Consider the following 14,324-nt stretch of genomic DNA (forward strand, 5'->3'; position numbering starts at 1 on the left):
TGATTTTTTACCACTTCGAGTTTTTATATCAGGTGAGACGGTTCCAAAAAAAAGTTAGTCCAATCAGCAGGATTCCTTCTCTTCCAAAAGCATCTCTACAAGATAAGCGGTCTCAGAATCCGGTATCTTCATATGCAGACAGTCCTCCAGAGGCCGAAGGCTCCTTTTTACCGTTTCAAATATATGTTTATATTTCTCCTTTAAAATTTCCGTTTCCTGGTGAGGCAGAACTTCCTCCTGGATCAGGCGCTCCAGCATACAGCACAGATGAATCACATACCGCACAGCCAGTTCTCTTGTCACTTCCATATGTAATGCCCTGACAGATTCCTTTAAGCATTCCATGGCCTGGCCTGCCATTTTTTTAGGATTCAGAAAATATAAAAGCTGTTCCAGAGTTCCGGTCAAAAGCTTTTCATCCATGACTGCTTCATCTTTTGTCTCACAGACAGTTTCAGCCTGTCCCTGTATCATCTCGCTGAGCCTTGCCATTCCGTCTCCTACAACGAACTCGTCCACGGAGATAAACGGGACATTGGGAAGTTTCAAATCAACCGTACCGACCACTGCATCTGCCCCGGACAGATCTTCCTGCCCTTCTGCTTCCTTTACCGCATCCATCCCTTCAAAATCCATACAGCGGATCTTAAACCGGCTCTGCTGCTCTGCCGGGATCATATCCCTGATAATTTCGGAAAGCTTCAATGCCGTTCCCTGCCCTGTAAAACATGTGACCAGGATTGTATGGATACTTTGTTCTCCATGCTTTTGGTCAAACACCTTTCCGATCTGTCTCATCTCCTTCGCAAGCCGGTCGATGTCCGCACCCCTGAGCATCGCTTTTCTTACCGCCTCAATGACCATGATGGTGGACACCATGGGAACTGTTTTCACAGGGATTCCGGTCCGTTTCTCGATCATTTCCGGGAACATGAGAAGGGAGCCCATATCTGCAAGCACAAGCACTCCTCTGCCTTCATCTGTTTCTTTTGCCAACACCACCGCCTTTTCCAGTGCCTCCTCCGCAGGCACATCCAGAGGCATGTCGATGGCATGGCAGTGTCCAGTCTTTAAAAGCTTATTTGCTACCTCTGCCATACTGCTGGCTGTGCTCTCCCCATGGGCCATGACGATGACCGCTATTTTCGGATAGATCGCCTCCTCATCCATGGCACACAGAAACATGGTAAAATATCCGATCTCCTGCTTTGGAACCTGTATCCCGAGTTCTTCTTCCAGGAGCCTTAACATGACCTTTGCTGTCTGAAATTCCTGGGGATGATTCAGGACAATGTCATTTAATTCTTTTTCCTTAAGCATGATCCCTTTGGAAATCCTCTCGGTCATGGCATTGACATGCATGGCAATTCCGACCTTGATCCGCTCCGGCATCTTCCTTCCAAGTTTTATCTCCGCAAACTGCAGGATGTCCTCCACCGCGTAATACACTTTTGCGTCAATAATCTTGAGAAGATTTTTCTTTTCATAGTGTTCCTTCTTCATATCATACTTTTTGAGCAGCGCATTCATATACTGCTCCAGATCATCCTCGATGATATCGCTGATCTCACCGCCGGATCTTCCCTGCTCCAGGAATTTTTCGTACTTTTTGGAAATCTCCATGTATAGATTCTCGGTTCCCGGCTCACCGTCAGCCTCGCTGTCCAGAAACATATGATAATCTTCGGAGTACTGCAAAAATTCGATCAGATCGCTCTTTTTCTTTGAAGATTCCAGGCGTCCGTTCTGTATATAGGACGGCAGGATTTCAAAGTTGATCTCCACCACTTCCTTCTGTTCTACCTTGAATTCCAGAAATGCTCTGGCGCATAAGAGCTGGATATCGGCAGAAAGCTGCCCGATGTTCCCCGGACAGGAATACAAAAGAAGGGCAATGACCACATCTTTATATACCTGGATGGGCGCCCCGATCTTTTTCTGTTCTGCCGAAAAAAACTCCTCAATCAGCCGAAGCCGCTCGATGAGCGGCCGCTTTTCCAGCGATGGCAGATGAATGACCACCGGCATTCTCCGAAGGAAGGTCTTAAGGAGGGTCGTATTCAGATTTTCCGTCGTAGCGCCGATGATCAGGACACTCGCCTTTCTCACTTCCTCTGTCTCGCCGAGCCTCCGGTAGCATCCCTTATCCATGAGGAGAAACAGCATTTCCTGTCCATAGGGAGGCAGGCGGTGGATCTCATCCAGAAACAAAATGCCTCCGTCTGCCTTTTCCACCAGTCCGGGTTTGTCCTTTTCAGCTCCGGTAAAAGCGCCTTTTTTGTGGCCAAACAGCTGGGAAAGAATCAGTTCCTGATTCTGGGCATACTCCGCGCAGTTAAAGACAATAAATCCGGCATCTTCCTTCATCACCTTCATGGCTTTGGCATACTGGTACAGTTTCTCCGCAAATGTAGTCTTACCTGTTCCAGTCGGACCTGCCAGCAGCGTGTGCAGACCATTGGGCGGATACAGCACCGCAGACTTCCCCTGTTGAATCTGCGTTTTCAGCGATCCGTCCTCCCCGATCATAAAAGCAAATTCTTTCGATTCCCTCTTCTCAGGCTCCGGTTTCCGGTAAAATTCTGCGGGAACAAATTTGACCGGTCTTCCGTCCAGCTTCACTGTCAATCCCTCCCGCGCAAGTTCGTTCAGATCTCTGCTCACATTGCTCCGGTCGAGTCCCAGCCTTTCTGCAATATAGCCTGAGTCCGCCTCCGGCTCAAAGCCGCTGTCTGTCTGTATTCTTGCATATTCTGATAAATACTGAAATATTTTCTCCTTCCGGTTCATACGCTCTCTCCCTGCTCTCTCTTTGGCGTCCTGGTTTTCTTATGACTATTGTACCGAATGAAGTACATAAACTCAAGAAAGGGCTTCTTCCATTATCTTCCGTCAGTCAAATACTATAATTCCTTTTACATATTCTTCAGGATTATTTTCAAGCAGTTCAAATCCCCGGGAAATCTCCTCAAACGGAATTCTGTGGGTGATCAGCCGGTCCGTGGGGAAGATTCCTTTTTTGTAGGCACTCACTGCTTTTTCCAGTGTGTCCATATAGTCTTCGCAGTACCACGGATGTACCACATGGAGGATCGGAGAGCGATACATCATATGATAGGCCATTTTCTGCGTAAACACTTCATTCCTCGTATACATAGACGGGAGAAGGATCTTTCCTCTTCCGCTGATCCTGGAAATAGACAGGGCAGAAGCCAGTCCTCTTAGACTTCCTGTGATTTCCACGATGACGTCAAATCCCTTTCCTCTTGTAATCTTCATCATGGTTTCCTCTAAAGACTCTTTTGCCGGATTCACCGTATGGTCCGCTCCATATTCTCCTGCCACAGCCAGCCGTCCGTCCATCAGATCAACAGCCGTTAGACTTCCCAGACGGTCATTCTTCAGTCCGGCGATGGTCAAAAGGCCCATGAACCCGCATCCGATCACCGCCACATGGTCACCGAATGCCGGTTTGGCAGCCTGAACGATATTTGCCACACACATCATCGGCTCTCCAAGACAACATTCAAAAGGTTTATCCATTTCCGGCACTCTGATGATTCTCTCCTCCTCCCTGATGATCTTGTGTGTCGCCATACACTCTGATGTCACTCCAGTCACCTGGTCGCCCGGTTTGAATTTTGTCACAGCATTTCCCACGGCTTCCACCACAGCGGTCGGTTCGTGGCCGATTCCTATAGGATAATGAGGTTTAACCACATCTTCATATCCAAGAGGATTTCTTCCCATGGCGCTGGTGCCCATATACGCTGGAATGTCAGAATGACAAAGTCCCGCGCTGACCATTTTGAGCAGTATTTCGTCTGATTTCAGCTCCGGCAGGTCTTCTTCAAAAAACTCAAATGTTTTTGGTCCGGTCAGCTTTGCAATCCTGCGTTTCATCTCTCCACCCGCTTTCTCTCTATGGCTTTTCTAACTTTCTGAGCGATATCATCTGCCGTGAGGCCAAACCGTTTTTTCAGATACTCCATATCTCCCACTTCACCGAACTCATCTTTTATTCCCACGGCCTCCACCGGGACAGGATTTGTCTTTGCCAGCACCTCACAAACTGCACCATACAGTCCTCCGTGGATATTATGGTTTTCCGCCGTCACGACAGCCTTCGTCTCCTGTGCACAGCGCACTGTCAGTCCACAGTCCAGCGGTTTAATCGTAAACATATCCACGACTCTTATGGAAATACCCTCCTTCTCTAATATGTGGGCTGCTTTCAGCGCTTCTGCCACCATGATGCCGCTGGCGATTACAGATGCATCCGTTCCGTCTTTCACGATATTTCCTTTTCCTATTTCAAACTCGGAACCTTGTTCATAAATCCTGGGTACATTTTTTCTCGCACAGCGTATGTAGCACATTCCTTTCTTCTCTGCCAGCTGCTTTACCAGATCTTTTAACATCACATGATCCGTCGGCTCAACAATGGTCATCCCGGGAAATGCCCTTAAAACTGCCACATCTTCAAAAGGCATGTGAGTTCCGCCATTGTATGCTGCCATGATCCCCGGATCAGATCCCACAAGTTTTACATTGGCACCCGCATAACATCCGGAAATAAAAATCTGATCATTGGCCCTCCTGGAAATAAACGGCGCAAAAGAATGGGCAAACGGGATTTTCCCGGCAAAAGACAGGCCGCAGGCAACCCCTGTCATGTTTGCCTCCTGAATTCCGCAGTCAATGATCTGTCCCGGAACTTCCTCTGCCAGTTCATTCATCTGGTTTCCCATCAGGCAGAATCCCAGGTCCGCCTCCAGCTCCACAATGTCCCGGTTTTCTTTCATCTGTTCCATCATGGTCTCTGAGTAGACCTCCGCCATGGATCTCTCTCCGTTTTCATGTGTATTGGATATTACTACGCTCATATTCTCCCTCCTTACGCCATTAAGGCTTCGATCGCTTCTTTGGCCTGCTCTCCGGTCACATTGATATGATGATTCCATATAGTTTCCGCAAACTTACATCCTTTTCCTTTCAGTGTATCAAGAATCACCGCTGTGGGCCGCTCCTGTTCCTGTATAGCCTGGCCAACCGCATCGTCTATGGCTCTGCAGTCATGTCCGTTTACCCGGACTGTATGCCAGCCGAAACTTTTGAATTTCTCTTCAAAATCCTCCATGTCACAGATTTTTTCTGTGTCATTGTCCAGCTGTTTTTTATTGTTATCCACAAACAGAGTCAGGTTCCCCAGACGGTTCTGTGCCGCAAACATTGCAGCCTCCCAGTTCTGTCCTTCCTGGCTCTCGCCGTCGCCGATGATACAGTAGACCCGTTCTTTCCTTTCGTCCAGTTTCTTTGCCAAAGCCACGCCGCAGGCTGCTGAGAGCCCCTGTCCCAGAGAACCGGTCGTCACATCGATCCCCGGTGTCTTTCCCGCGTCGCAGTGGCTCGGCAGCCTTGTGCCCGGCTGGTTCAGCGTACACAGCCACTCCTTCGGGAAGAATCCCTTTAATGCCAGTGCCGCATACACCGCCGGCCCTGCATGTCCTTTGGAACATACCAGCCAGTCCCTCTCTTCAAAGGAAGGGTCCTCAGGACAAACCTTCATCCGTTTCCCGTATAACACACTCAGCAGATCGCAGATACTCATAGCCCCTCCCATGTGTCCGAACCCTCTCTCTGCCATCTGCCGTATTGTCCAGATCCTGATTTCCTGCGCAAAATCAGTAAGTTCTCTTAACTCCTGCTCTGTTACCATACACGTACCTCCTTTTTGTTCCGTTGATATGACAAAATAGAAAGCAAAAACCATGCCAACATAGTGTGTTAATGGGAAAATCTCTCTGTAAGTGGTATCATTATAAAAATTGAGCAAAAAACAACTTAACTCCCATTACATAAGTTGTTTTTTGCTCAATTTTTTAACTTCTATTCCTATGAATAAAGGTGCTTTAAAGCCTTATTTTATCAGGTTTTTTTCAAAATTATTTGCTGCAGGAAAAATGCTCTTGTTCAGCATCATATGGAATACCGCTTTATAATGTTCTTTTTGTATCGCTGTTATAATCTGTATATCTTGAAAATTCTCAGGAATCTCTTCGACAATCCTATCAATTTCTCTTACATCCAAATGCTTTACAAACCTTAATAATGCAGCTGTACAGTCAGGATTTTCAGCGCTTTCGATATACTGAAATGGATGAATATTTTTATCGTTTTTATCTGTAAAATAAGAAACACCGGTACCAAGGGCATCCTGATAGATATCTCTTTCATTTGCAATTCTCCTTTCTGCCACAGAAGGATTGCATTTATTAAACAGACAATTTCCATTGTCATAAACAGGTGCCAATTTTCCTGTTCCGTCTGCATTAATAAAAATGCCCCAGTTTCCGTTATCGCGGTCATTATTCCGAATAAAGGCATCTGCAATAAACATATCCCAAAATCTTTCTTTCACCCCAGGAGTCTTTTGAAAAACCGGCGCTGTGGAAATAACATTCAGTACATCCATCAAAGCTTCTCTCTGCTGGCCTGATGAACTATGCACCGATTCTATCTCTGTGTCTGTCAATGAGTTTTTTATCTGTCCATATTCTACCAGCCTGTGTAAAGGATCAAAATCTTTACATGCCACAACTAATTTGTTATCTCTTATTCCTAACATTGTCTCATGCACAGGAATACCTAATGATTGGTAAATCTGAGAACCAATATTCACTCAATGGACTGGCTGTATAGGATGGAAAGTGGGCGTTCTTTTTTTGTCTTCCCATAAAATCCTTTGTACTCTCTGGGAACTTTATCATCCATCGTTCTCCGTCAATTATAATCGCATATTTAGACCCACTTCTCCCTCCATAATAAGTAGAAAAATCACGCTCGTATTTATTTAGATCTTTTATATCAATCATTCTTTCCCTTTCCATATCCTTTTGTCCAATTTTTTGCAGCCATTATACCAGAGCTTCTATACTGTATAGTATGCCACGTAAATACGTGGTTATCAATTCATTTTTCTCTCCCCAATCATCAACGCAGGCAGTATATAAATTGCCGACATAAAGACCCCTCTCATGACAAAGATCATATCGTGCATATGACTTTCCAGGTTCTCCAGATAATAATTCGGGAACATTCCCGCCAGCACGCTGGTCTCGTCGAGCATCAGCACAGAAGATATGACTGCTTCCAGCAGAAGGAACAAAAGGCTCATCCCCAGTCCCAATCCCCCGTTTTTAAAAGAAAAGCACAAAAGCCCGAAGACTGCCGCATAGACACTCATCAGCAGGAATTCAAAGAGCAGTTCCAGGATGAACATCCACACATCCGGCTTTCCAAGCCCAAAGTTAAGCGTCAGCCCTATGACATAGAGCGCTGTCTGAAACAGCAAAAGCCTTGCCATCGTATTTTCTACTTTTATGTATTTCCAGAAAAATGAGGACGGCTCCCTCCGCCTCATCACATCTGCTGTATAAACTGCCACGCATAGTTCCAGGATTCCGGAGGACATGGAGGTGAGATGGACCGCATTGATCCCTTTTGGAAGAAATCCGTAAAGAGCTTCCAGACTCAGCTGGTATCCCTTTGGAGAAGGCCCGGTGCTCAGGTACGAGAGCACTGCCATGTCCATGACCGCATAGCAGGACAGAGCCGTGACACAGGCCACGAGAATCTTCCCGCTGTGATATTGAAAATCTCTTCCCTCCGAATAGACTTTAAAGCAGGCCACAAGGATACCGGCCAGTGCCGCACACGGTGCCGCGATGGAAAAATTGATTTCCTGAAGGAATAGAGATACGAACTCATCTTCCATCATCATCTTGACTGCTGTGTAGACAAGGTATCCGGCGCAGATATCGTTTAGGACCGGAAACTCTTCCATCCACTCTGCAATGGTTCCGCTGAACCAGAGAAGCAGCGGCACACAAAATGCCAGGCCGCCGAAGATCAGCAGAAATTCTCTCATATGCAGACCGCCGCCGTCCGCAGACACGACTCCGAGGATAGCCAGCACGTTGTCAAAACTCATACTCACATCTGCTGCCACGATCGAAATGATTGCAAACCAGAAGCTGTCCTTCCGTCCTGTCTGTTCACGCTTTTCACTTCCCGTTCCGCTTTCCATCATCATCGTGAAAGTGACATATAAAAGCATCACACCTCCCAGTATTCTGATGTGAAGCCATGGAATCCTGAACAAAAATCCGATGATCCCCACAAAGATCATCTTAAGAAAGATAGACAGCCAGACGCCCAGATCTCGGGCCGCTTTGGCCCGGCGCTTTGAAAGCCCCCTGGTTGCCATGGCGATGACGCCGATATTATCCAGAGACACGACAAGGTTGATAAAAACAATCTGAAGAAGCGTACCCAAAAGGCCTTCCCCCTGTGCAAACTTTATTATTTACCATATATATGCAAAAAGCCGCCCATTCATTTCTGAATGTACGGCTTTTTTAACTATTAATCTCTTACTTTGATGTGTGTCTCTCTTAACTGAAGCTCTGACACTTCTCCAGGAGCCCCGCACATAAGATCCTGTGCAGTTCCGCTCATAGGGAAGGCGATTACTTCGCGGATATTTTCTTCATTTCTAAGGAGCATGATCATACGGTCGATTCCCGGCGCCATTCCTGCATGAGGAGGGGCACCGAACTGGAATGCGTTATATAGCGCTCCAAATTTTTCTTTTAATGTCTCTTCGTCGTATCCTGCGACTTCAAATGCCTTGACCATGACGTCCAGATCATGGTTTCTCACCGCACCGGAGGAAAGTTCCACTCCGTTGCAGACGATATCGTACTGGTATGCGAGGATATCCAGAGGATCTTTTTCATTCAGCGCTTTCAGTCCTCCCTGCGGCATGGAGAACGGGTTGTGTGTAAAGGTCACCTGACCTGTCTCCTCGTCTGTCTCATACATCGGGAAATCGTTGATGTAGCAGAAACGATAGGCATTTTTTTCACAGAGATCCAGGCGCGCGGCAAGTTCGTCCCTGATCTGTCCCGCAAACAGACAGGCAGGTTTTTCACTGGCTGCGATAAAGAAGATCACGTCCCCAGCCTCAAGATGTGCTTTCTCGGCAAGCTCACTCTTCATATCTTCCGGGATAAACTTGTCGATCGGTCCCTTGTAGGACATATCTTCTTTTACTTCCAGATATCCGAGTCCGGCCATGCCGATGGACTGTGCAAATTTAAGAAGCTTTTCATGGAATCCTTTTGAGAGATTTGCGTGAACTTTCACGGCCCTTACCGTCTTGTCATGAAACGGCTTGAAGGTACATCTCTGGAAAAAGTCTGTCACGTCCACGATCCTTAAAGGATTCCTTAAATCCGGTTTGTCCGTTCCGAATTCCAGCATTGCCTGCTGATAACTGATCACCGGGAATGGCGTGTCTGTCACAACAGACCCTTCCGGCGCAAATTTCTTAAAAGTCTCTGCCAGCACTTCCTCACCGATTTTAAAGACATCTTCCTGTGTGGCAAAACTCATTTCAAAGTCCAGCTGATAAAACTCTCCCGGAGAACGGTCGGCGCGGGCGTCCTCATCTCTGAAACAAGGCGCAACCTGATAGTATTTGTCGATGCCGGATACCATCAAAAGCTGTTTGTACTGCTGCGGAGCCTGAGGGAGGGCATAAAACTTCCCTTTGTATTTTCTGGACGGCACGATATAGTCTCTCGCCCCTTCCGGTGAAGATGCGCAGAGGATCGGTGTCTGAATCTCCATAAATCCAAGGTCATCCATCTTTCTTCTCAGGAAACTGATGACTTCGGAGCGGAATTTGATATTGTCCTTTACTTTGCGGTTTCTCAAATCCAAATACCGATATTTTAAGCGGACATCCTCACGGATCTCTTTGGAACCTGATACTTCAAACGGAAGGTCAGTATATACCTTGCCGAGCACTGTAATCTTATGGGCTTCCAGTTCGATGGTTCCCGTAGGAATTTTCGGATTGTAAGTCTCTTCGTCCCTGTGCTCAATGATCCCTTCGATGGAAAGGCATTCTTCTTTTCTCACTTCATTTAAAAGACTTGCATCCCTTAACACGACCTGCATGACGCCGTACATATCTCTTAAATCAATAAATGAAACTCCGCCGTGGTCTCGGATATTTTCCACCCACCCGGCAATCTTTAACTGGGACCCGATATCACTCTCAGAAATCTTATCCATAGTCTTGCTGCGGTACATATCTGACATTTCTTTTTCTCCTTTTACTTTCATCGTGATAAACTTTTTTGTAATAAAAAAAGTCGTCTATCCTAAAAAATCATTCAGGACGGACAACTGTACAAGTTCCGCGGTACCACCTGATTTGCTGCCCTGCAGCCTCTCTGGTATGCTGAATAACGCACAGCCTGCGGCGCACCTACTAATCCTTAGGATGTTCAGATTACAGCTCCTGAGTGTTCTTCACATAAATTCACTCTGCGGAGTTCCCACTGTCTCCCGCTCACTGGAAGCGATAATTTATGCTACTTTTCTCAATCTACGCTTTTTGGATCATTATAGTTCAGTTTTGTCTGTCTTGTCAATTTATTTTTCTCTTTTTCTATATTTCCTCTCTTGTGATTGACTGATTTACACAAAAAATACTATAATAATAAAGTACTATATAGTAAATCCGCCTGACAGGAATATACATATGAATTCTAATAATTTTACTTCGGAAACGAGTATTTATATCATTGACGATCATTACAGGATCGTGCATTTCAACAGGGAGCTTCAGCAGGTCTTTCCACAGATCTGCTGCGGCGATATATGCTATGAAGTCTTCTGCGGGGAGAAAGCACCGTGCGGCGGCTGTCCTCTTCATGTATCTGAGAATGAAAGCACGCTCTTTTATAATAAGAAGATTCATCAGTGGATCGATGTGAGCACCGGCACGATAGACTGGCCGGGGAAAGGGCTCTGTCACGTTGTCCTGTCCAAAGCCATCTATGAGGGCAATAAAAATTTATTTTATAACCTCACGAATCTCTCTGCCTATGACGAATTATTTGAACTGAATCTCACAAAAGATTCCTTCAAAGTTTTATTTCATCTTTCTGACAAATATATTATTCCCTCAGAAGAGGGATCTTTATCCACGATGATGGCAGAAGTTATATCCCGGGAATTAGTTCATCCCGATGATATTGCGGACTATCTTGACTTCTGGAATCTGGATACGATCATGGAACGGCTCAGCAGCGCGTCTCCGTCTCCGTTTCTTTTAGGCCAGTTCCGGAAAGCAAAAAAAGACGGCAGCTACTGCTGGGTTGCCCAGACTGCCGTGGCTGTCCGCCAGAGCAGAGATGATGACCAGATCATTATGTGTTTTGTTCAGGACATTCATGAGCAGAAGGAAAAAAGCCTGGAAATCAAGGAACATAAGCCGCTTCCTTCCACTTCTATTGACCCTCTGACAGGACTTTACCGAAAAAATATATTCGTTCAGAAAGCAGTCCGGCTGCTGCAGACATCAGGAACACATGAGCACTGTCTCATGGTCATTGACATAGAACATTTCAAGCTTTTCAATGAATGGTACGGACAGGAGGCGGGTGACCAGTTTCTCATAGACATCGGCCTCCATCTGAAAAAGGCACAGGAGGAGCACGAAGGGATCGCCGGCTATATGGGAGACGATGATTTCTGTATTATTCTCCCCAACGATCAGGCAGTTATTTCTTCTCTCCAGCAAAAGATCATGGGTTATATCAGGCACTATCAGGGCAATGTAGGGTTTCTGCCTGCCTTTGGTTTATATATGATCGAAGACTGCGGCGTACCCATTCAGACCATGTATGACCGTGCAGCCATTGCCATGTCTTCTGTCAAAGGAAATTACACAAAGAGGTCCTGTATTTATGGCAGCGGCATGATGCAGAAAATGAAGAATAACCATATTCTCCTGTCGGAAGTCCAGCATGCCCTGGAACAGGAAGAATTTACGTTTTATGCTCAGCCGAAGTGCAACATGGCTACCGGAAAGATCATCGGTCTGGAATCTCTGGTCCGCTGGAATCACCCAAAACGCGGCATGATATCTCCGGGAGAATTTATCCCGCTTCTGGAAAGCAACGGATTTATTACAAATCTGGATCTTTATGTGTGGGACAGGGTGTGCCGTTCGGTCAGAGACTGGATTGACCGGGGCCACAGAGCCATTCCGATCTCTGTCAATGTTTCCAGGGTAGATGTTTATTCACTGGACATCGTACAGACTTTTAAGGATCTTACAGAAAAATACCGTCTGGAACCGCATCTGATCGAGATCGAAATTACAGAGAGCGCTTATACGGAAGAATACGAGCTCATCAACGATACGATTGAAAAACTCAGAGCCTCTGGATTTACTGTCCTGATGGATGACTTCGGAAGCGGTTACTCTTCCCTGAACATGCTGAAAGACGTCAACGTAGATGTCTTAAAAATTGATATGAAATTTTTGGAGATGGATGAACAGAGCGCTGAAAAAGGATACGGCATTTTGGAAGCCATTATCAGCATGGCCCGTTTCATGGGTATGAAAATCATAGCCGAAGGCGTTGAGACAAAGGAACAGATGGATTATCTTTTAAATATGGGCTGTACCTATGGACAGGGCTACTACTTCTACCATCCTATGCCCATCAGCGTGTTTGAGCCTTTACTGGCCGATAAGAACAATCTCGATCTCAGAGGCATCAAGGCACGCCAGCTGGAACGTCTCCATATTAAAGAGCTGCTAAATGAGAATATTGTCAGTGAGGCAATGCTGAATAATATTATGGGCGGTGTAGCTTTTTATAAAATCCATGGACGTGAAATCGAACTTGTGCGCTGTAATGAACAATATTTTAAAGTTACGGGTTCCAATGCCGTTGATCTGGAAGAACAGCGCAGAATCATCCTGGAAAATATTTATGAAGAAGATCATCAGACAGTCTTTGATTTATTCGACAGCGCTGACCGCAGTATTTTAAACGGAGCCGAAGCGGACGTCCGGCGTCTTAAAGATGACGGGAGCACCATCTGGATTCATATGCATGTGTACCTTCTGAAGAAACAGGGAGGGGATAAACTCTACTATGGTTCCATCAGTGACGTGACTGAGCAGAAACAGAGAGAACAGAGGCTGAATGCATCCCAGCGGGCTCTGTCTGCTGTTGTCCATATCTCGGAAAAAGATCCGTCCTTTATGAAACTTACGGAAGAAAACCGCAGGACTGCTGCCTCCATCTTCGCCCAGATGTCGCCGGGAGGAATGATCGGCGGCTACTGTGAAGACGGTTTCCCTCTCTATTTCGCCAACCATGAAATGGTCCGGCTTTTGGGCTACGGTTCCTTTGAAGAATTCGAGCAGGCCATAGACGGCAGAGTCATCAATACCATTCATCCGGATGACAGGGAACAGGTGGCAAAAGATATCGGGCCGGAATACTACGCCGGGCTTGAGTATACGACTACATACCGGATGCCCAAAAAAGACGGTTCCTGGTTCTGGTCCCTGGACAAAGGAAAGGTCATAGAAGCAGAAGACGGCCGCTTTGCTATCGTCAGTGCCTGCACTGATATTTCTGAACCGATGAGCGTCCAGCAGCAGCTGGCGGAGCGCAATGCCATACTGATGCGTAAATCCCAGGAGCTGGCATTCCTGAACAATGATATGCCCGGAGGCTATCACCGGTGTGAAGACACTCCGGATTATGATTTTCTCTATATAAGTGACCGATTCCTCCAGATCTTTGGCTTTACCAGACAGGAGATAAAGGACCGCTTCGGCAATAAGTTTATGAACATGGTCCACCCTGACGACAGACACCTGGTGTCAGCCGGAGTAGAAGAACTTGAGCGGCAGGATGTGATAGTCAATTTTGAATACCGTATGCTCAGCAAAAACGGATACATCTGGGTCATAGATCAAAGCAGGTATATGGAGTATCAGGGCCGGCAGTTTTTACAGGGGATCATCACGGACATTACAGAGACTGTCAATCTCCGAAACCGAATGAGCCATCTGTTTGTCCATCTTCCGGAAAGTATTTTCCTGCTTCGAATAAGAGAAGGCAGAATTGAATTCAGGCTGCTCTCTGAGGGCTTTTTTGCGGAATATGGCTATACGGCAGAATCATTGGACCAGTATGTCAGAACCCGTTTTTACAACGATACCGTGTATCCTGAAAATCTAAGACAGATAAGACAGGACCTTTTAAAAGCTATGAAAAAAAATTCAGAATTTAAGGCTTCTGTCAACATACATTTTCCTCAGAAAGAATCATTCGCTATATCACTGGAAGCCAGCCCGATAAACGGAAGTACAGACAGTTTTTCTTACATGTGCATCTGCAGAAGAACAGAATCTTTATGATCATCCAAAAGAG

At 46.2% G+C, this 14,324-nt stretch carries 8 protein-coding genes and 1 other annotated feature; of the genes, 1 reads left to right on the top strand and 7 read right to left on the bottom strand.

Features of this window, described 5'->3' with window-relative positions:
* Nucleotides 1-63: 63 nt before the first annotated feature.
* The 7 genes from DWV34_RS00445 to aspS form a co-directional block, all read right to left on the bottom strand.
* The gene (locus DWV34_RS00445; protein ID WP_118475046.1) at nt 64-2,790 is read right to left on the bottom strand and encodes a sigma 54-interacting transcriptional regulator; all 2,727 of its coding nucleotides are present in this window, start codon (nt 2,788-2,790) and stop codon (nt 64-66) included.
* Between the two features lie 102 nt (nt 2,791-2,892).
* Nucleotides 2,893-3,903 (bottom strand): zinc-dependent alcohol dehydrogenase, encoded by a 1,011-nt coding sequence (locus tag DWV34_RS00450; protein WP_009289225.1) that lies wholly within the window; start codon nt 3,901-3,903, stop codon nt 2,893-2,895.
* A complete protein-coding gene (locus DWV34_RS00455; RefSeq protein ID WP_118475048.1) occupies nt 3,900-4,886 on the bottom strand; it encodes a transketolase family protein in 987 nt (328 codons plus the stop codon). The genes DWV34_RS00450 and DWV34_RS00455 overlap by 4 nt, the downstream gene beginning before the upstream one ends.
* 11 nt (nt 4,887-4,897) lie before the next feature.
* The gene (locus DWV34_RS00460) at nt 4,898-5,719 is read right to left on the bottom strand and encodes a transketolase (RefSeq protein ID WP_009289227.1); all 822 of its coding nucleotides are present in this window, start codon (nt 5,717-5,719) and stop codon (nt 4,898-4,900) included.
* A 201-nt stretch (nt 5,720-5,920) separates the two neighbouring features.
* Nucleotides 5,921-6,682 (bottom strand): hypothetical protein, encoded by a 762-nt coding sequence (locus tag DWV34_RS00465; protein ID WP_009289228.1) that lies wholly within the window; start codon nt 6,680-6,682, stop codon nt 5,921-5,923.
* A gap of 285 nt (nt 6,683-6,967) precedes the next feature.
* Nucleotides 6,968-8,338: a YjbE family putative metal transport protein gene (locus DWV34_RS00470; RefSeq protein WP_009289229.1), complete on the bottom strand. Its 1,371-nt coding sequence runs from the start codon at nt 8,336-8,338 to the stop codon at nt 6,968-6,970.
* Nucleotides 8,339-8,427: 89 nt separating this feature from the next.
* Nucleotides 8,428-10,173, bottom strand: coding sequence for an aspartate--tRNA ligase (gene aspS / locus DWV34_RS00475; protein ID WP_022261188.1), 1,746 nt, complete (start codon nt 10,171-10,173; stop codon nt 8,428-8,430).
* A gap of 72 nt (nt 10,174-10,245) precedes the next feature.
* Nucleotides 10,246-10,474: a binding site (T-box leader), on the bottom strand.
* A 144-nt stretch (nt 10,475-10,618) separates the two neighbouring features.
* On the opposite strand from aspS, the gene DWV34_RS00480 reads away from it, so the two are divergent.
* A complete protein-coding gene (locus tag DWV34_RS00480) occupies nt 10,619-14,311 on the top strand; it encodes an EAL domain-containing protein (RefSeq protein ID WP_227032252.1) in 3,693 nt (1,230 codons plus the stop codon).
* Nucleotides 14,312-14,324 lie beyond the last annotated feature (13 nt).

This window comes from Anaerostipes sp. AF04-45 (assembly GCF_003461725.1).
Classification (GTDB): Bacteria; Bacillota; Clostridia; order Lachnospirales; family Lachnospiraceae; genus Anaerostipes; species Anaerostipes caccae.

What these genes read in the sequence shown, in the direction of transcription:
- aspS (WP_022261188.1), bottom strand. Translation starts at nt 10,173, where the DNA reads ATGTCAGATATGTACCGCAGCAAGACTATGGATAAGATTTCTGAGAGT.
- DWV34_RS00460 (WP_009289227.1), bottom strand. Translation starts at nt 5,719, where the DNA reads ATGGTAACAGAGCAGGAGTTAAGAGAACTTACTGATTTTGCGCAGGAA.
- DWV34_RS00445 (WP_118475046.1), bottom strand. Translation starts at nt 2,790, where the DNA reads ATGAACCGGAAGGAGAAAATATTTCAGTATTTATCAGAATATGCAAGA.
- DWV34_RS00480 (WP_227032252.1), top strand. Translation starts at nt 10,619, where the DNA reads ATGAATTCTAATAATTTTACTTCGGAAACGAGTATTTATATCATTGAC.
- DWV34_RS00455 (WP_118475048.1), bottom strand. Translation starts at nt 4,886, where the DNA reads ATGAGCGTAGTAATATCCAATACACATGAAAACGGAGAGAGATCCATG.
- DWV34_RS00450 (WP_009289225.1), bottom strand. Translation starts at nt 3,903, where the DNA reads ATGAAACGCAGGATTGCAAAGCTGACCGGACCAAAAACATTTGAGTTT.